Below are 17,485 nucleotides of genomic sequence, written 5' to 3'. Positions count from 1 at the left end.
CCTAGCATCTCGGCTCTGGTCGAACGGCGCGTGGTTTATTATTTGAACGCCTTCACTCGGGCAACGCGTTGTCTTCTCAGTGGCGGTGTTCCATTAGCGCGCCTTTGCAAAATGGAATAGCATTACTGTGTTTCGCTCCGCTGGGAAAGGCCCCGGAGAAACTAAGGACAAAGGTTGAATGAGCCCACGCGATAAACAGCAGCATAAGAAGATCGCTGATTACCTGCGGGAACAGATCAGCTCCGGTGTGCTGCAACCAGGCGATTTCCTGCCCAGTGAAGCAGACTTGTGCGAGAAGTTTTCTTCTTCCCGCGGACCCGTGCGCCAAGCGGTAGCGGCTTTGCGGGCCGAAGGGCTGGTGTCCTCTGGCCGCGGGCGCCGCTCCACCGTTTTGGCCTCCACCCAGGCAGAGCTTTTTGAATCGATTTACTCCATTTCCAGCTGGCTGAGCGAATATGACGTGGATCCGCAGCAGCACACCCTGTGGCTGGCTCGCCGCCGCGCGCCGCGAGACATCACCCGCTTTCTGCGCGTAGACCCAGAACAAAATGTCGTCTTTGTCCACCGCGTGCGCTATGCCGAGGACCACCCCATTGCCATCGAGCGCATGTATTTCCCCATGGTGGTGGGAAAGCACATCCTGGACTTCGATGCGGATGCCGGATCCATTCATGCGCACCTGCGCGATTGCGGCGTGGACTTTGATAATGTGCGCCGCGAACTCACGTTGGAGGAAGCCAATGCCGAGGATGCTGAAGCGCTTAGCGTGGCTACGGGTACCCCGCTGTGGCGGCTGCAGATGGAGATTTCCAACCACTCCGGCGAACCAGTGGAATTGGCAGTCTATCTTTACCGCGCGGACCGCATGAAGCTGGCGATGAATAGCGTGCGCGGGGGCGTTTCACCCCTAGAAGTTATCCCCACTCCGGGAAATTTTGCATAAGTTTCACGGCAGCTAAACCCACCGGCTACCCTGCTTTCTATGAGAAGATTTCGCGCCAGTAGGGCGCTGGGCAGCCTCGCCATGGCGGCCGCTGTAGGAACCCTCTCGGCGTGTTCCGCGGGCCATACCGCGGTGGTCGATACCACCCAGGAAGACAGCGACACCGCACCTTCTGCCCTCACCGTGGCTTCCACCTCTGCCGCCACCTCGCTGGATTTCACCACCACCGGTGGCGCCGCCATCCCCGCCGTGCTTATGGACAACGTGTACGAGACCCTCGTGCGCATCGATGAAGACGGCTCCATTACCCCAGGACTTGCTACTTCGTGGGATATTAGTGACGATGCCCGTACCTATACTTTCCACCTGCGCAAGGGCGTCACCTTTTCCAATGGCGATGCCTTTAACGCTGAGACCGCAGCCTTTTCCATTAACTATGTGCGCGAGAAGTGGACCAACGGAATCGCCGCCGCCATGGATCCGGTAGACAAGGTCACCGCAGCCGAGGAACGCACGCTAAAAGTGCACCTCAAGCAGCCTTCAAATGGCTGGCTGTGGTCCATGGGAACGGCCACCGGCGCGATGATGACGCCACACGGCATGGATAACCTCGCCGCGCAGCCAGTGGGAACCGGCCCCTATGAGGTGTCCCGCTTTGCGCCCTCGGAATTCGTTGAGCTGCACGTTCGCGACGAATATTGGGGAAGGCCCGCCGCGCAGGATGTCACGGTGCGCTATTTCCCGGATACCATCTCCTCGGTCAATGCACTGCAGGCCGGCGGCGTGGACGTGGTCTGGGGCGTGCAAAACCCGGAGCTTCTCGACGACGTCAAGGAGGGCATCGCTACCGAGGTCGGCACCACCAATGGTGAGGTGCTGTTGTCTATGAATAATGCCCGCGCGCCTTTCGACGATCCACGGGTGCGCCAGGCCGTGGCCTATGCCGTGGACCGCTCGGCGGCCAATGACATTTTGTGGAATGGCATGGCCAAGGACACCGGCGGCGCACCGATCCCGCCCACGGATCCGTGGTTCGAGGGCAAGCACTACTACAACTACGACCCAGATAAGGCCCGCCAGCTGCTCACGGAGGCCGGCGCGGAAGGCGCCGAAATTACACTGACCACGCCGACGCTGCCCTACGCCCAGACCGTCGCCGAGCTGCTGTACTCGCAGCTTACTGAGGTTGGTTTTAAGGTGACGCTGGAATCCGCCGAATTCCCGGCCGTGTGGCTAGGCCAGGTGATGGGGGCTAAGGACTATCAGATGTCGCTCATCTCCCACGTGGAGCCGCGCGATGTGCCTACCTTGTTCGGCGATCCGGATTATTACCTCAACTACGATTCCCCGCGCACCCGCGAGCTTTTGGCCCAGGCCGATTCCGCACCCGAGAAGGACTACCCCAAGCTCATGGCACAGGCCGTGGATCAAATCATGGCGGATGCTGGCGCGCTGACACTGATGAATATGCCCAATATCGTGCTCACCCGCGCCGGCGTGCGCGGATTGCATCCGGATCAGGTCACCGACGCGCTCATCCTGCGCGACCTGACTTCTGCCGACACCGATACTGACGCGGGCACGGGCGCGGACGCGGACGCCAAAGCTGCCGCCGCAGATAACACCGAAAAGGAGGCCCGATGAGTTCCCTTCGCACTACGGGGCGCGCCATCGTGCGCCCTCTGCTGCGCTTTGCGTTGACGCTCTTTGTAGCCTCCATCATCATTTTTGCGCTCATGCGCGCGGTGCCGGGCAACCCGGCGCGGGTGGCGCTGGGGGTGAATGCGACAGAAGAGGCCGTCGGCAAGCTCAGCTCTGAGTTGGGCCTGGATCGCCCGCTGCTTACGCAATATTGGGAGTGGGTAAAAGGCCTATTTACCGGCAGTTTTGGGCAGTCTTTGTCCTCGCAGCAGGATATTACGCCGCTGGTGCTAGACCGCGCCCAGGTCACGCTCATCCTGATTGGTTTAGCGATGCTGCTCGCACTGGCCGGGGCCATCCCGGTGGGCATGTGGCTGGCACTGCGCAACCGTACCCGCGGCGCGGATGTGGTTTCGGCCGGCACGCAGCTGGGCATTGCGGTGCCAAGCTTCCTCCTCGGCATCATTCTGGTGGCTATCTTTGCCGTCCATCTGGGCTGGCTGCCCGCCAATGGTTGGGTGCCGCCCAACCAGGGCGCGGGCGAGTTTATTCGCCACCTCATCTTGCCGGTCATTGCACTGGCCCTGGTGCAAGGCGCAATGCTGACGCGCTACGTGCGCTCGGCGGTGCTTGATGTACTGAATCAAGACTATATCCGCACCGCCCGTGCGCTCGGCCAGTCCCCGTGGGAGGCACTAAAGCGCCATGGCCTGCGCAATGCGGCGCTGCCGGTGCTTACCGTAGCCGGCGTGCAAATAACCACAATGGTCGTGGGCGCCGTGGTGATCGAATCCGTCTTTGTCATCCCCGGTATTGGTTCCATGCTCTTGGACGCGGTATCGGTGCGCGATCTGACCACGGTGCAAACCCTGGTCATGCTGCTCGTCGCCTTCGCCTTGGTGGTTAATGCCTTAACGGATGTGGCCTACCGATTCATCGATCCGCGCATCACGGCAGGTGAGAAGTAATGAAGCTGCGTTTTTCTGGCTGGCTGGGCGCCTTCCTCGTTGCCGCCACGGTGCTGGTGGCGCTACTTTCGCTGGTGTGGACCCCCTATGACCCGACGCTGGCGCACCCGGATGTGCGCCTTGCCGGTCCCAGCGCCGAGCACCTCCTGGGTACGGACCGCTTTGGGCGCGATACCGCCTCCCGCATCATGGCGGGCGCCCAGATTACGGTCTTTGTCGGTCTGGTGGCGGTGGGCATCGCCGCCCTCGTGGGCGTGCCCTTGGGCATCCTGGCCGGCATGCGCCGCGGCACATGGGTAGATGCCCTGGTGATGCGCGGCGCGGATCTGTTGCTTGCCTTCCCCGCGCTGTTGTTGGCGATTATTGCCGGCGCGGTGTGGGGCCCTTCGACGCTGACTGCCATGGTTGCCATCGGCATCGCCGGCATTCCCTCCTTCGCCCGCGTGGCGCGTTCAGGCACGCTGCAGGTTATCACGCAGGACTTTATTTCCTCCGCGCGCATTTCCGCGGTGCCGGGTTGGAAGGTGGCGCTGCGCCATATCCTTCCCAACCTCACCGGGCTGCTCATCGTGCAGGCCTCCGTCTATTTCGCCCTTGCCATCCTGGCCGAAGCCGGCCTGTCCTACCTCGGTCTAGGCACCGCCCCACCGGCGGCCTCTTGGGGCCGGATGCTGCAAGATTCCCAGTCGCTGCTGGGCACCGCTCCCCTGCAGGCCTTCTGGCCTGGCCTTGCCATTGCTGCCACGGTGCTGGGCTTTAACCTGCTTGGCGACGCCCTCCGTGACCTCCTCGATCCCCGCCTGAAAGGATCCGCGCGATGAGCCTGCTCCACGTAGATGACCTGACGGTTACCGCCACCGGGTCCACCACTGCCCTGCTAGGCCCCATCAATATCGAGCTCGCGGCCGGCGAGAAGCTCGGCATCATTGGTGAATCCGGCTCCGGCAAGTCCCTCACGGCGCTATCCATCATGGGCCTTCTGCCCGATGGGGTGCGAGCGAGCGGCTCCGTGACCGTGGACGGGACCGAGGTGATCGGCGCGCGCGATGCCCGCATCCGCCCCTTGCGCGGGTCCACCATGGCGATGGTCTTCCAAGAACCGATGAGCGCGCTAGATCCGCTCATGCGCATAGGCACCCAGCTCTCCCAGGCCGGGGTGCGCGATTGCGCGGCCGCGCTCGACGAGGTGGGCCTAGCCGCCGATGTCGCCTCCCGCTTCCCGCATCAGCTCTCCGGCGGGCAGCGCCAGCGCGTGCTCATCGCCATGGCCATGGCCGGGCGCCCCGACCTCCTCATCTGCGATGAACCAACCACCGCGCTGGATGCCACCACCCAGGACGGCGTGCTGCGCGTCATCGAGCGGGTGACCAAGGCCCACGGCACCGCTCTGATCTTTATCACCCATGACCTGGGCGTTATCCGCCGCATGTGCCCCAACGTCTTGGTCATGCACCAGGGCGCGGTGGTGGAATCCGGTCCCACCGAGCGCGTACTTGTCCACCCCGAGCATCCCTATACCCGCACGCTCATCGCCTCCTCGCGGCCGCCGGAGCTGAGCCTTTCTCCGGCCACGGCGGAGGAGGATGCGATAGTGACGCTACGCGGGGTCAGCAAGGTCCACGGCGCACATGCGGCGCTCGATGGCATCGACCTGCGCGTGCACCACGGCGAGCGCCTCGGCATCGTGGGCGGCTCCGGCTCGGGCAAGACCAGCCTGCTCAAGCTCATCGCCGGGCTCGACCAGCCCACGAGCGGTGACATCGACGTCCGCGGCCGCGTGCAGATGGTCTTCCAAGACCCGCAGGGCTCGCTTAACCCGCGGCTGAAAGTCTGGAAATCCATCGCAGAGGCCATCCCCGGCAGTCCCAGCAAGGCCGACAAGCGCGCTCGCGCCGCGGCCGCGCTTGAGGAGGTCGGCCTGCCGGCCGAGAGCCTCGATCGCTTCCCGCACGAGTTCTCCGGTGGCCAGCGCCAACGCATTTCCATCGCCCGCGCACTGTGCGGCGAGCCGGATATCTTGCTGGCCGATGAAGCCGTCTCCGCCCTCGATATGTCCGTGCGCGCGCAGGTGCTGGAGCTATTGGCGGGGGTCATCGCCAAGCGCAAGCTCACCCTGCTCTTTGTCACCCACGATCTCGCGGTGGTGCGCCACCTATGCGATAGCGTTGCGGTCCTTGACCGCGGCCGGCTCATCGAGCACGGAGCGACCGACTCCATATGGTCCTCGCCCGGCACGGACTACACGCGCCGGCTCATCGCGGCCGCCGACATGTAAAGCGGGCGGCTTCGGGCGTAAGGTAGTCGGGTCAGATAACTCCGCCGAGAAAGGATCCTGCTGCTCCGTGGCCACCCAGCTTGACTATCCCATCCCGCAGCGCCCCAGCACCACCCAGTTGCTCACCGCGTTTAATAGCGCCTCGGTGCGCTGGCCCAGTGCCCTGCGCGCGGGCTTGGCGATTCTCTTGCCCGGCGCCATCGCGCTGCTGACCGGCCACGACTACGCCATCCTGCTCATTTCCACCGGCGCGTTCACCGTCATCTTTGGCGAGGGCCACCCCTATCGCACCCGCCCGCGCGTCATGCTCACCGCCGGCACCGCACTCATTACCGTCGCGGCCGTGGGCGTGCTGGTAGGCCACCTCATCTTTGCGCCTGGCCACGGCCATTGGTGGCTGCTGCTGGCGGGCCTGTACACCACAGCGCTGGCCGCCGTGTGCGGCTTTGCCCAAAACGCCCTGCGCCTGCCGCCGCCGGGCACCTTCTTCTTGGTCATGGTCGGCGGCGGTTCGGTGATGCTCGCGCGCACCGACGTCACCGTGGGCCAGCTGCTCTTTTGGGCGCTGACCGGCATGATAGCCAGCCTCGTGCTCGGCATGGCGCCGGCGCTTATTGACTCCCACGGCCCCGAGCGCCGCGCGGTCGCCGCACTGGAAAAGGCCGCGGCCGCATTCAAAGATGACCGCGACGATTCCTTGACCCGCCACCACCAGGCGCAGACCGCGCTCTTTGCTGCCTGGCAGGCGCTTTCCGACGCCCGCATTATCCGCGGCGGCCGCATCATCGATTCCCAGGGAGCCCACCTAGTAGAGCGCACCCTCGCAGCGCAGCACACCATCGTGGCGCATAACCGCGCCTTGGATTTGGGCGCCGATTCGGATCAGCTCACCGATAATGTCACCGACGTCGATCCGGATCGGACCGCCATCCCGCACACCCGCCCCACCGGCCGCTACCGCTTGTATCGCGCCGCGGTCCGGGATTCGCACGCCATGGTCACCACGCAAAAGGTGGTCCTTTCCGCGGCCATTACCGTGCTCGTGGGCCTTACCCTCGGCTTCGACCGCCCGGACTGGGGCGTGGTCTCTGCCTTCCTCATGCTGCAATGGGGACCCGACCATGTGCCGGGCACCGTCCGCGGCATCCACCGCATGCTCGGCTCTGTCGTCGGCGTGCTGCTGTTTTCTATCCTCCATTACTTTGGCATTCAAGGGTGGACGCTCCTGCTCGCGCTGGCCGCGTGCCAATTCTGCGCCGAAATCTTCGTGGCTAAGAACTACGCCATCTGCGTTATCTTCTCCACCCCGCTCGCCCTCCTCATGGGCAATTCCGCCACCCGTCCCCTGTGGCCGACCATCCAGGCCCGCTGCGGCGAAATCATCTTGTCCATCCTCATCGCCACCGCGGTGCTATGGCTGTGGCAGCGCAGCGCCCCCGTGCGCAATCAGGCTCGCCTGCAGGTCCGCGCGATGGAGTCCATGGCTACCCTGCTCGGCCTGCTCTTTGTCAATACCCCAGATGCCGTACTGTCCGCCCGCCGCGACCTGCAATACGAGCTGCTCTCGGAGCGCCGCGCCATCCAGTCCCTCGCCGTGGATAACCCCGATGCCGTGCGCCAATTCTGGGCCCGCCACATTGCCGTACAACATGCCGGTTACTTCCTGCTAGATTTCTGCACCACCCACCCGGATCGCACCGCCACCCGCGCGGAGCTTGATTCCCTCGTCCGCGAAATCCGCACCGCCCGCGCCGCTTAAAACAGCGGATACTCCTCTATAACTTCGTAGCGTGGGCCACCGCCACGGCCCTCGCCGAGGTGCGATTGCATCAGGCACACCCGGTCCGCGCGAAATTCCGGCCCCCGATACACCGATAAAGCACGCACATAATCCGCCAGCGCCCACGGCTCGCGGGTGCGCCGGCCGGCACGCGCAACGGTGAGGTGGGGGCGGTGGTGGTTAAAGGGGACGTCGGCAAGCTGGCACTGCGCCATCAACTCCCGCACACCGCGCGCCTGCCCGCCGACGCCCACCCACAACGTGCGCTGCTCAAAGCTCCCCGCCCCGCTCAGGTGCACATCCAACGCCGCGCGCCCAGCCACCGCGTGGGCTAGGTGCTCGCGCACCGCCGCGGCATCATGGGGCTGCTCTCCATAAAACGCCATGGTCACATGCCAATTATCCGGATCCGTCCAGCGCAGCTCGTTGGTGGTTGCCGCGTGGATGGGCCGCAGCGTATGCACCAAATGCTCGCGCGCGGCGGCCGAGGGCAATAGTGCAGCAAAGACGCGGATCATGGCCTAGCTGGCATAGACGTTGAGGCGCAGTTCCGCGTCCAACAGGTGTTCTTCCTCGCGCTCAAAGACGGCGAAGGCATGCAAAATATCCGCTACAGCGGTGGAATTATCATCAAACTCGGGCATGCGATAACTTCTTTCAAACCACAAAGGAGGCACAAGAATCACGCTCGATTCTTCTGCCTCCACATAGTAGCTGACAATGATGTAATTATCCGCCCTTGACCACCGTGACCTGCCAACCAGCATCGCCCGAGCGATGGAAATCACGAATCTCATGGCCTTCATCGGCCGCCCACTGCGGAATGGATTCGGTGGCCTGGGTGCAGTCAAAGTCAATAACCAGCGCCTCGCCAGTCTCCAGCTCCGCCATGACCTGCTTGGCCTCGATCAACGGGAACGGGCACACCGCGCCAAGGGTATCGAGCGCATAGCGCCCGCCGCCCAGCGCGCGGGCCTTGTTCTTCGCCTCAGGCTTGGTCTTGAGCGCTACCGCCCCGGTGGCAGTGGCAAAGCTCGGCAGCACCTTATCCTCGGCGGAAGCCACCTTGTTATCCACGGATTCCTCGGTAGAGTAGGTCTGCGGCTGCTGTGGCTCACGGCTCTGCGCGTTCTTCGGCTTGAGCCACAGGCGCGCGCCCGCGCCGACGCCCAGGGCCATAAAGAATAGCGATACCCAGCCCTGGAAGCTAAACAGGGAGGTCTCCACCATGCCATTGCCCACGGTGCAGCCGCCCGCCAGCGACGCGCCAACTCCCATCATGATGCCGCCCCAAATGGCGCGGGTCGCGGTCTGCGCATCGGGCACGCGCACGCGGAACTCACCGGCGGACTTGGCGGCGATAAACGCGCCCACCAACAGGCCGATAACCAACAGGGTGCCCCAGTTCATGCGCGCGGAATCGCCGGTGGCGGTCCAGCGGACGATGTCCGCGGTCGGCGTCGTGATGCCGAGGCCGCCGTTGCGGCCAGCGTTGGCCGAAAGCACAAAGCCCACCGTGCCAATGATGCCAACGAGCACGGCCGCGATGTTCATGTTCAGCGGCTTGGCGTACCACGACTGCCCCAGGTCCACCTTGGGGCGGCCGGCGTCCTTGGCGTGGTAGTGGCGCCACAGCAGGAAGGTCACGACCCACAGGACCGCCACCAGGATCCACGGTGAGATATGCAGCGCGCCGTGGATGGTGGTAACTGGGAGGCTCCACTGCTTGAACCAGTCATTGGCACCGGACAGCGGGCCGGACTTCATGGCCGCGGCCGAAAGCCCATAAAACAGCAGCGCAATCCACGAGCCGACCAGGCCCTCGGCCGAGCGGTACCACGTGCCGGAAGCGCAACCACCGGACAAGATAATGCCGAGGCCAAAGATGAAGCCGCCCACGATGACGGCTACCGGCTTAAAATCACTAATCTCCGGCGAAAGCACGCCCGTGCCTGTCAACAGAGTCAGGCCAAAGGCATGCACGGAAATCAAAATGAGCAGGGCGGTAAAGCCGCGCCAGGTCTTGTTGAGGAAAATATCGCGCAGCATACCGGTTACGCAGAAGCGCCCGCGCTGCAACACAGCACCGAAGGCGATGCCTGTGAGAAGTCCGGTAATACTCACACTGTCTCCTTGCATCGAGTCAAGGGTTTCAGACTACGCCCTCTAAGACAGAATTGTCTATAATTGACGTACAACCCGGTTTTAAGGTGGCAGATTTCCGCGTTTCCGTCGGCCTTCCCTATGCCACCTCAGGCGCCCCAGCCGCTCCGGGCACAATTAAGGAGAATTAACCTATGGGAATCCCAGACGACGTTGTCCTCGATGGTTATACCCTCATTGAGCAACACGCAATCGACCACGAGTTCCTGCTGCGCGGCTCTCCGCTGGGCACCGAAACTCCCCTCCTATTCGCCCTGACCATTGCGGGCGTACTGCTGGTTGCGGCGAGCTTCTTCCTCCGCGGAGGCAGCCGCGTCGCCGCCGGCTTGGTGGGCGCCATCCTGGCGCTAACCAAGCTGTGGTGGATGCCCTTCGCGCTATGGCAGCAGTTCGATGACGGCCAAGTATTCGGCTACACGCTCAAGTACTTCCCGCAGTACTGGCCGGTGGCGTCCCTTATCGTCGGCGTCATCGCGCTGGTGGGCCTAGCCTCCGCCATTTTCCGCCGGCCTTAGTTGCCCAGGCCAGCCCAGCCGCGACTAGCCGCCGAGCACCGCAATTGCGATGTGTACCCGGTTGGTGCCATCGATCTTGGCCAGGATGTGCTTCATGTGCGTCTTGACCGTGGTCAGGGAGATAAACAGCTGCTCGGCAATCTCGGCGTTGCTCAGCCCCTGGGCCACCAGCTGGGCGATTTCATTTTCGCGCTCGCTCAGCTCGGCCAGCCCGCTAGGCTGAATCATCTCTTGTTCCGGCGGCGTTGGTGTGGCCGCCAGCCCCACCAGGTTTTCTAGCACCTTCGGGCTGAGCTGTTGCTGGCCTTGGGACGCCGCTCTTACCGACGCCACCAGCGCCTCCGGCGCCGTCGTCTTCAACAAAAAGCCCACCGCCCCAGCGCGCAGGGCGTGCAGGATGAATTCGTCGGTATCAAAGGCGGTAAGCATCACCACCGGGATATCCCGTGCGCCGGCCAGCGAATGCAGCTGCGCCGTCGCCTCGATGCCGTCCATGACCGGCATGCGAATATCCATCAGCACCACGTCCGGCTCCTCGGCCAGGATGAGCTCCACTCCCTCCTTGCCGTTTCCGGCCTCACCGATGACGCTGATGCCCGGCGCGCCTTCCAAGATCATGCGCAGGCCGTGGCGCAGCAGCGGCTCATCATCGACGAGCACCACACGAATCTCACTCACTGTACTTCCTTCCTGGGCAGGCGCAGAGTCCACGAGAACCTATCGTCCTCATCATTTACCTGCAGCGATCCGCCCACCACACTAGCGCGCTCGCGCATGCCGACGATCCCGTACCCACCACTGTGCACACCTGTCTTTTCCCCAGTCTGGGCGGTGGGGTTAGACATGGTGATAGACAGGGCGTCGGCAAGCGTGGCGATGGTGATGGTGACCGGCTGCCCCGGCGCGTGCTTGCGGGCGTTGGTTAGGCCCTCCTGGACCGCGCGGTTGAGCGCGTGGCCGGCCATGGTGCTCAGCTCCTCCAGCGATTGCGGCCCCGCGCCCTGCTGGTAGCGCACTTCCACGTCCATGCCCGCCTGGCGGGAGCGCTCCACCAGCGATTCCACGCCTTCGCGCGGATCAATACGTCCTTCGCTGCGCAGCGAGTGCAGCGCCTCGCGCAGATCTCCCACGGCGGCCTCGGCTTCATCGCGTATCGTGCGCGCGGATTGCCGCGTCTCCTCCGGATCCAAGTCCTGCCGGTAGGCCAACCCGCCCGCGTAGACCGCAATCATGCTCAGCCGATGCGAGAGCGTATCATGCATATCCCGCGCGATCCGGTCGCGCTCTTCCTGCCGCGCAAAATTCTCCCGCGTGGCCATTTCCTCGTGCGTGAGCTCCGCCTGCGCCTGCAGCGCAATCGTGCGCTCCTTCTGGTTCGAGCGAACCAACCCGACGACTAAAACCACTACTGCTGGGAGGATGATGGCAATGAAAAATCCCAGCTTCCCGGGAGCATTAAGCCCTTCGCTTCGAGATAGATCGAGAGTGACCAGCTTCGAGGCCACCATGGCCGCACATACCGTCGCCATCCACAACCGGCTGCGGCGCGAGGCCACAGAAAACGCCGCTATAAATACCGAGGGGCGGGGCTCAGCAATCGTCACCGTCGCCGAAATAATGGTTGCGGCTACCAACGCGCTGCGCGGGCCGGGCTGGGTGCTACGCGGGTCACGCTCCCGCGCAGCATGGCGGAGAGCAAAGGGCAATAAGATCCACGTTCCGATCGTCGCCGCGAAAAAAATAAACAGCCTTTCGGGCGATCCGTCGCTCTCGCTAAACCGGACGGAAAAGACGGCAAAATCGCCTATCACTGCCACCGCCGCAATGATGAGCTTCTGCCACAGCGGGCGCTGGAGCATCTCGTCGGATTTTCGGAATAACTTCATAACGCGCACCAGTCTAAGCCGACCCGCCGCACCTGCGGTATCCCCCGCAGGGAGGATTCTCCGTCCTCAGCCACGCGCCTCTAAGACCATAATGGCGATGTGCACGCGGCTGGTACCGCCGATCTTTTTCAGAATATGCTGCATATGCGATTTCACCGTGGCCATGGACACCACCAGTTGGTCGGCGATGTCTTGATTATTCAAGCCCTGGGCCACCAGCTCGGCGATTTCGCGCTCGCGGGAGCTAAGCCTACCTAGGTGGTTGCGAGCGGTGCGGGTGTGGTGCGAATGGGCGTCGTCAAGCGCGGGGCCTTGCATGCCTACCAGCTTGTCGACGACCTGCGGGCTCAACAACGGCTGCCCCGCCGCGGCCGCACGCACGGCCGCCATGAGCGATTCCGGCGGCGTCGACTTCAGCAGGAACCCAGCCGCCCCGGCACGCAGAGCCCGCAGGATGAAGGAATCGGTATCGAAGGCCGTGAGCATGATGATCGGCACTGCGTGAACGGACAGAATCTTCTCCACGGCCGCGATGCCATCCATGACCGGCATGCGAATATCCATCAGCACCACATCGGGCTGCGCGTCGAGCACCGTAGCCACCGCGTCCCGGCCATTGCTCGCCTCGGCCACGACCTCGATATCGGGCGCGTTGGATAGCAGCAGACGCAGGCCGCTGCGGACAAGTTCCTCGTCATCAACGAGCACTACGCGCAGGGCATCGGCCATCATGCTCCCTTTCCTACTGGTTGATTCCACCGCGCGCGCCACAACTGCGATGCGACGGGCGTATAAGCCACAGTAACCGCTACCACTGCCGCCAGCGCTACGGGCACGATTCCCGCGTGGCCCGCCACTACGCCATTGAGGAACGAGGGCACGAGAATATCGTTTAGCTTTTCGAAGAATTTGGGGAAAAATTCGATGACTAGTGTGGCCGCGATGAATGTCAGCGCAGCCTGCAGGAGCAACGTCCATAGGCTTACCCGATGCAGCCGCTTATCGACGTCCGGCTTCCCCACCGCCGCAAACAGCACCCTCGCGCCTTGCCCGCGAAACTCCGGCACGACATAACCGCGGCGCTCCACCAGCTCGATGCGGTCTGCGTCTTTGGGCGCGTTATCGTCGCTGTGCCCGCGCAGGAATTCCAGGCTATAGGCCGAGTCATCGGTATCGGTATAGCTGAGCTTGCGCGAGGTTCCGTTGACGGTGGAGATAAAAAGACTGCGCTTAAAGTCTAAGTACTTTCCCGTCCACCCCTCGCGGGCCGTGGTTTCTTCTAGGTCGATGCGCATGAGCCCGTATTCGGGATGGCGCAGTTGCCAGCTCATCTCGCTCATCGTGTGGCCTCCTTGTGCGCTAGCGGTAGCTGGATCCTCCATCTGAATTCCTCGCCTTCGTTTCCTTCCGGACTTCCCTGGTCAGCCGCGATGCTCATGCGCCCGCCGGAAAGCTCCACACGCTCGCGCAGTCCCACTAGACCGTAGCCACCTGTGGTGTCCGCGCCATTGCCCGTTTCGGTTCCTGCCTTCTCGCGCGGGACTGGGTTTCGCATCTCGATGTCTACCGCGCCGGCCGCCTCGCGCACCGTGATACTTACCGGCTGACCGGGCGCGTGCTTGCGTGCGTTCGTCAGGCCCTCTTGTACTGCGCGGTGCACGGCGTGCTGCGCCATCGTGGATAGTCCGGCGAAAACGTCCGGGTCGGTACCGTCCGCGTAGGCCACCGTTACCTCTGCGCCGGCCTCCCGTGCGCTCGCGACCAGCTCCTCGACACCGGTGCGCGGGTCCTGGGAAAGGTCTTCGCGCAAGGCGCTTAAGACGGTGCGCAAATCTTCCACCGCGTTTTGGGCTTCAGCGCGGATGGTGCGCGCAGCCTCCGTAAACTCCTCCGGCACACCCTCGCGCGGATAGCTCAGCGCTCCCGCATGAATAGCCACAAGGCTCAACCGATGCGAAAGCGAATCGTGCATATCCCGCGCGATGCTTTCGCGCTCCTCTCGCCGCGCATGCTCCACCTTGGCGCGCATCTCTTCGCGGTTCATCCGGGCTTGCTGTTCCACCCGCCACCGCTTTTCGCGCTGGTTGCCGCGCTTTTGGCCTGCAAGCAAGCCCGCGACCATCACGACCACGACGAAGATGGCCCCAACCCATCCGATCTCGTCCCAACTTAGGTACGGGTTAAAGCTAGTATCTATCGCAAACGCCAGTACAAAGCATGCCACCGCGACCACCGAGCGCGTGGTCGAGCGCCGCGAGACCATGGAAATAAAAGCCACAACTCCGCTGACCGCGCCGAAATAGGAACTAGACCCCAGCAGTACGATGCAACCGGCGATGAAGCTGCGGGTGGAGCCGGCATAGTCGACGTCGGAAAGCTCGCGCGGCTGGTGCTCCAGGGCAAAGGGCAGGGCGATAATACCCAGCACGCCCACCGCAAACCCGGTGCAGATATAGGGCCCGTACTCCTCAAATGTCGGCGAGTACTCCTCAATATCGAGGTTCATCAGCACCATGCCGACGAGCCAATTCGCCACCGCGCAGGCGGCAACAATGCCCGCCGTACTCCACTTCGTTCTGACCATGGCCCCAAGCTTAAGCCCGCGGCCATAGTCCCTAGGGATGATCTATTTCTGCACCCCGGCCGCATCGCGCATGGCCTTCGTCTGCGCGGACGGATGCTCGTTCTCGGTAGCCAGGCGCTCAAACGCCACGGCCGCCAGCGCCGCGGACTGCATGCCGAGTACGGAATCATCAAAGCGCATCATCGGCGAGTGATTCCACTCGCGCTGATTTTCGGGCTTTTCCGGATTGGCCGTGCCCATCCACATAAACGTGCCCGGCACCTGGGAGAGGACGTAGCCGAAGTCCTCGGAGGCCATCATCGGGGCGTCGAAAGGCTGGACGTTCTCGGCGCCAAACATCTGGCCCCACAAGGTGGCGGCGAATTGGTTCTCGCGCGCATTGGTCTTGGTGGTCGGGTACAAAATCTCGAAATCCACCTGTGCGGTGCACCGGTGCGAAGCAGCGACGGAACTGGAGACCTCCGTAATCATCTGCCGCACGGCGTCGATCTTCTCATCGCGCAGCACGCGCACCGTCGCGCCCAGAGCCGCGCGCTCCGGGATGGCGTTATATGCGCCGTCGCCCGCCCACAAGTTGGTCACGGTAATCACGATGGGCTCCAGCGCATCAAAGCGGCGGGTCAGCGCGGTCTGCAGCGACATCTGAATCTCCGCCAGCGCCGCCACCGGGTCGATGGCATCGTGCGGGCGGGAACCGTGCCCGCCCTTGCCCAACACCGTGATGGTCAGGTTGGAGGAGCTGGCCATCATCGGGCCCGGCACATAGTGGAAGGTGCCGCGATCCTGCGGGCCGACGTGCAGGCCGTAGGCGGCAATGGGGCGTCGGCCAGCGGCGTCGAGCACGCCCTCCTCAATCATCGGCAGCGCGCCGCCCGGGCCTTCCTCGCCGGGCTGGAACATGAAGGTGACATCGCCGTGCAACTCCTCGCGGTGCTCGCACAGAATCCGCGCCGCGCCCACCAGGCCGGCGGTGTGCAAGTCGTGGCCGCAGGCGTGCATGTACCCATTCGTCGACGCGAACGGGCTGCCGGTCTGCTCGCGCACCTCCAAGGCGTCCATGTCCGCGCGCAAAAGCACCGACACCGGCCGCTCGCCGCGCTGGCCGCCGCGCAGCACAGCCACCACCGAGCTCAAATCCTGGCCCACGTGTATCTCCAGCGGCAGGCCCTCCAGCGCTTCTAGGACCTTCTTCTGCGTGCGCGGTAGGTCCAGGCCGATTTCCGGGTTGCGGTGCAGGTCGCGGCGGAAATTCTGCAGCTCCTCGAGCATGCCCTCGCCCATTTCCTGGAATACCTCGGTGGCTACCCGCTCACCAATGCGCGCCCGCGTCACCGGCAGGGGCGGCAGCTGCTGGGCCTGGCGCGGGGCGGCCAGGCGGCCGGGGTTGGTGGGGCGAATTCGCTTGGTCGGGTCAGTCATGGGGAGCTCCTTTTCTCGCTTTCCTATTCGAGGGTACCGCAGGTTATCCACAGGGCGCCCGGCGGGTTCGGGGTTGGTGTGACGGGTGGGGCGAGTTATCCACAGGCGGGCGCGGGTGGGCTACCGCGGGCTTGCGGGGTGCCTTAGGCTCACCGGCATGACCCGCTTGCAGGACTACGCCCGCCAACTTGCCTCGCCGATGGAGCTTCTCGGCGAGGTCTCTGGCGCGCGCGAGGCCGACCTGCGCCGGCTGGGGCTTCCCCGGCAGGAGGCCCGGAGCCTGCTTGCGCTTGCCGACGTCTATTTTGGCCCCACTCCCTTCACCCGCCGGCAGCGCTCGTGCCGGGCAACCAAGCATTGCTTGGCGACGTTGAAGATCATCGAAAAGTACGTCTCGCGCACGAAATCCAAGCGGGATGCGTGGGCGCTGCGCGCTGAATTGTGCGCGACCGACCAGGACGTGGAGCGGCTCGCGCGCACGCGGTTGAAGGAGCTGTATCCGCGAAAGCAGCCGGAGAAGGGTGTGCGGATGACGCGGCGCAAGGGCGGCCCGTCGACGCTTTCGATTACCGGCGATTCCGATTTCATTGCTGACCTGCACGCCAGCATCAATGAGGAAAAGCCGCTTGATTCCGTAGAGAATATCTTCTTCCGCGGTGGGGCTACGGCGCGGCCTACTGCCACGACGAATATCATCATCCAGCTCGATGAATTGGATGAAATCTTAAGCGGTGGAGGCGAGGAAATCACGCTGCGGCTGACCAATGGTGCCGAAATCAGCGGCGCGAAGCTGGTGGAAAAGCGCTTGGCCGAATGCGGGCTCGTCACCCTCGTTCATCCTTATGAGGGAGCGGTAAACCTGTATCGCACCTCGCGGCATGCCTCGGAAAAGCAGCGGCTCATGGCGGGCGCGGAAAATCCCACCTGCCCGTGGGCCGAGTGCAATTATCCGGCGGATAAGTGCCAGATCCACCACCTGCAGGCGTGGAAGCACGGCGGGGAGACCAATATGGCGAATCTCAGTGTGGCGTGCCCGTATCACAACGGCGTCAACGACGACGATCCGCACGCGCCGCCGGTGCGCGGCCGGCTGGAGCGCCGGCAGGGCCGAATAGTCTGGGTCCCGCCCTGGGCCGATTCAACCTAGCTACTCGCCTAAAGCCCCAGTCCTACCACGTATCCCAGCCGCGTATCCCGGCCGCGGAAACCGACCACAGTAAACCGACCGTACGGGCCGGGCGCGGCGTGGGTGCGGCGTGGGCGCTCAAGCCTGCCGCAGAAGACTACCGCTGGACTCGACCTCGCAACCAA

General features: G+C 63.8%; 17 protein-coding genes. 8 read left to right on the top strand and 9 right to left on the bottom strand.

Annotated elements, in window-relative coordinates:
* Window positions 1-178: 178 nt before the first annotated feature.
* From MHK09_RS01825 to MHK09_RS01800, 6 genes are all read left to right on the top strand, one after another.
* On the top strand, window positions 179-943 hold the full coding sequence (locus MHK09_RS01825) for a GntR family transcriptional regulator (RefSeq protein ID WP_005326408.1): 765 nt from the start codon (window positions 179-181) through the stop codon (window positions 941-943).
* Between the two features lie 39 nt (window positions 944-982).
* The gene (locus tag MHK09_RS01820) at window positions 983-2,587 is read left to right on the top strand and encodes an ABC transporter substrate-binding protein (RefSeq protein ID WP_250412494.1); all 1,605 of its coding nucleotides are present in this window, start codon (window positions 983-985) and stop codon (window positions 2,585-2,587) included.
* Window positions 2,584-3,552 (top strand): ABC transporter permease, encoded by a 969-nt coding sequence (locus MHK09_RS01815; RefSeq protein WP_250412493.1) that lies wholly within the window; start codon window positions 2,584-2,586, stop codon window positions 3,550-3,552. The genes MHK09_RS01820 and MHK09_RS01815 overlap by 4 nt, the downstream gene beginning before the upstream one ends.
* Complete coding sequence (locus MHK09_RS01810) at window positions 3,552-4,373, top strand: ABC transporter permease (protein WP_023020977.1); 822 nt, start codon at window positions 3,552-3,554, stop codon at window positions 4,371-4,373. Before MHK09_RS01815 ends, MHK09_RS01810 begins: the two co-directional genes overlap by 1 nt.
* A complete protein-coding gene (locus MHK09_RS01805) occupies window positions 4,370-5,827 on the top strand; it encodes an ATP-binding cassette domain-containing protein (RefSeq protein WP_250412492.1) in 1,458 nt (485 codons plus the stop codon). Before MHK09_RS01810 ends, MHK09_RS01805 begins: the two co-directional genes overlap by 4 nt.
* Window positions 5,828-5,894: 67 nt before the next feature.
* Window positions 5,895-7,586 carry an FUSC family protein gene (locus tag MHK09_RS01800; protein ID WP_250412491.1) on the top strand — a complete coding sequence of 564 codons (1,692 nt, stop codon included), beginning with the start codon at window positions 5,895-5,897 and terminating at the stop codon, window positions 7,584-7,586.
* Here the strand turns inward: MHK09_RS01800 and thpR are convergent.
* The 3 genes from thpR to MHK09_RS01790 all read right to left on the bottom strand — a co-directional run bounded on the left by thpR (window position 7,583) and on the right by MHK09_RS01790 (window position 9,731).
* The gene (gene thpR, locus MHK09_RS01795) at window positions 7,583-8,125 is read right to left on the bottom strand and encodes an RNA 2',3'-cyclic phosphodiesterase (protein ID WP_250412490.1); all 543 of its coding nucleotides are present in this window, start codon (window positions 8,123-8,125) and stop codon (window positions 7,583-7,585) included. The two genes, MHK09_RS01800 and thpR, sit on opposite strands and share 4 nt — an antisense overlap.
* Before the next feature lie 3 nt (window positions 8,126-8,128).
* On the bottom strand, window positions 8,129-8,251 hold the full coding sequence (locus MHK09_RS11730) for a hypothetical protein (protein ID WP_255342548.1): 123 nt from the start codon (window positions 8,249-8,251) through the stop codon (window positions 8,129-8,131).
* Window positions 8,252-8,336: 85 nt separating this feature from the next.
* Entirely contained in the window at window positions 8,337-9,731 is a 1,395-nt protein-coding gene (locus tag MHK09_RS01790) for a YeeE/YedE thiosulfate transporter family protein (protein WP_250412489.1), read from the bottom strand.
* Between the two features lie 173 nt (window positions 9,732-9,904).
* Here MHK09_RS01790 and MHK09_RS01785 point away from each other — a divergent pair, with 173 nt between their 5' ends.
* Complete coding sequence (locus MHK09_RS01785; protein ID WP_023020971.1) at window positions 9,905-10,285, top strand: hypothetical protein; 381 nt, start codon at window positions 9,905-9,907, stop codon at window positions 10,283-10,285.
* A 24-nt stretch (window positions 10,286-10,309) separates the two neighbouring features.
* Here the strand turns inward: MHK09_RS01785 and MHK09_RS01780 are convergent, their stop codons facing one another.
* The 6 genes from MHK09_RS01780 to MHK09_RS01755 form a co-directional block, all read right to left on the bottom strand.
* Window positions 10,310-10,963 carry a response regulator gene (locus MHK09_RS01780; RefSeq protein WP_250412488.1) on the bottom strand — a complete coding sequence of 218 codons (654 nt, stop codon included), beginning with the start codon at window positions 10,961-10,963 and terminating at the stop codon, window positions 10,310-10,312.
* On the bottom strand, window positions 10,960-12,171 hold the full coding sequence (locus MHK09_RS01775; protein ID WP_250412487.1) for a sensor histidine kinase: 1,212 nt from the start codon (window positions 12,169-12,171) through the stop codon (window positions 10,960-10,962). The genes MHK09_RS01780 and MHK09_RS01775 overlap by 4 nt, the downstream gene beginning before the upstream one ends.
* 66 nt (window positions 12,172-12,237) lie before the next feature.
* A complete protein-coding gene (locus MHK09_RS01770; RefSeq protein WP_250410115.1) occupies window positions 12,238-12,903 on the bottom strand; it encodes a response regulator in 666 nt (221 codons plus the stop codon).
* On the bottom strand, window positions 12,900-13,511 hold the full coding sequence (locus MHK09_RS01765) for a hypothetical protein (protein ID WP_005326387.1): 612 nt from the start codon (window positions 13,509-13,511) through the stop codon (window positions 12,900-12,902). Before MHK09_RS01765 ends, MHK09_RS01770 begins: the two co-directional genes overlap by 4 nt.
* Complete coding sequence (locus MHK09_RS01760) at window positions 13,508-14,755, bottom strand: sensor histidine kinase (protein ID WP_179386858.1); 1,248 nt, start codon at window positions 14,753-14,755, stop codon at window positions 13,508-13,510. The genes MHK09_RS01765 and MHK09_RS01760 overlap by 4 nt, the downstream gene beginning before the upstream one ends.
* Window positions 14,756-14,797: 42 nt before the next feature.
* The gene (locus tag MHK09_RS01755) at window positions 14,798-16,174 is read right to left on the bottom strand and encodes a M20 metallopeptidase family protein (protein WP_005324127.1); all 1,377 of its coding nucleotides are present in this window, start codon (window positions 16,172-16,174) and stop codon (window positions 14,798-14,800) included.
* A 157-nt stretch (window positions 16,175-16,331) separates the two neighbouring features.
* Here MHK09_RS01755 and MHK09_RS01750 point away from each other — a divergent pair, with 157 nt between their 5' ends.
* Window positions 16,332-17,321 (top strand): HNH endonuclease signature motif containing protein, encoded by a 990-nt coding sequence (locus MHK09_RS01750; protein ID WP_250412486.1) that lies wholly within the window; start codon window positions 16,332-16,334, stop codon window positions 17,319-17,321.
* Window positions 17,322-17,485 lie beyond the last annotated feature (164 nt).

Origin of the sequence: Corynebacterium tuberculostearicum (assembly GCF_022347235.1) — a bacterium.
Lineage (GTDB): Bacteria > Actinomycetota > Actinomycetes > Mycobacteriales > Mycobacteriaceae > Corynebacterium > Corynebacterium tuberculostearicum_F.
Note: the sequence above shows the minus strand (reverse complement) of the source record. Positions and strands in the feature narration are given on the sequence as shown.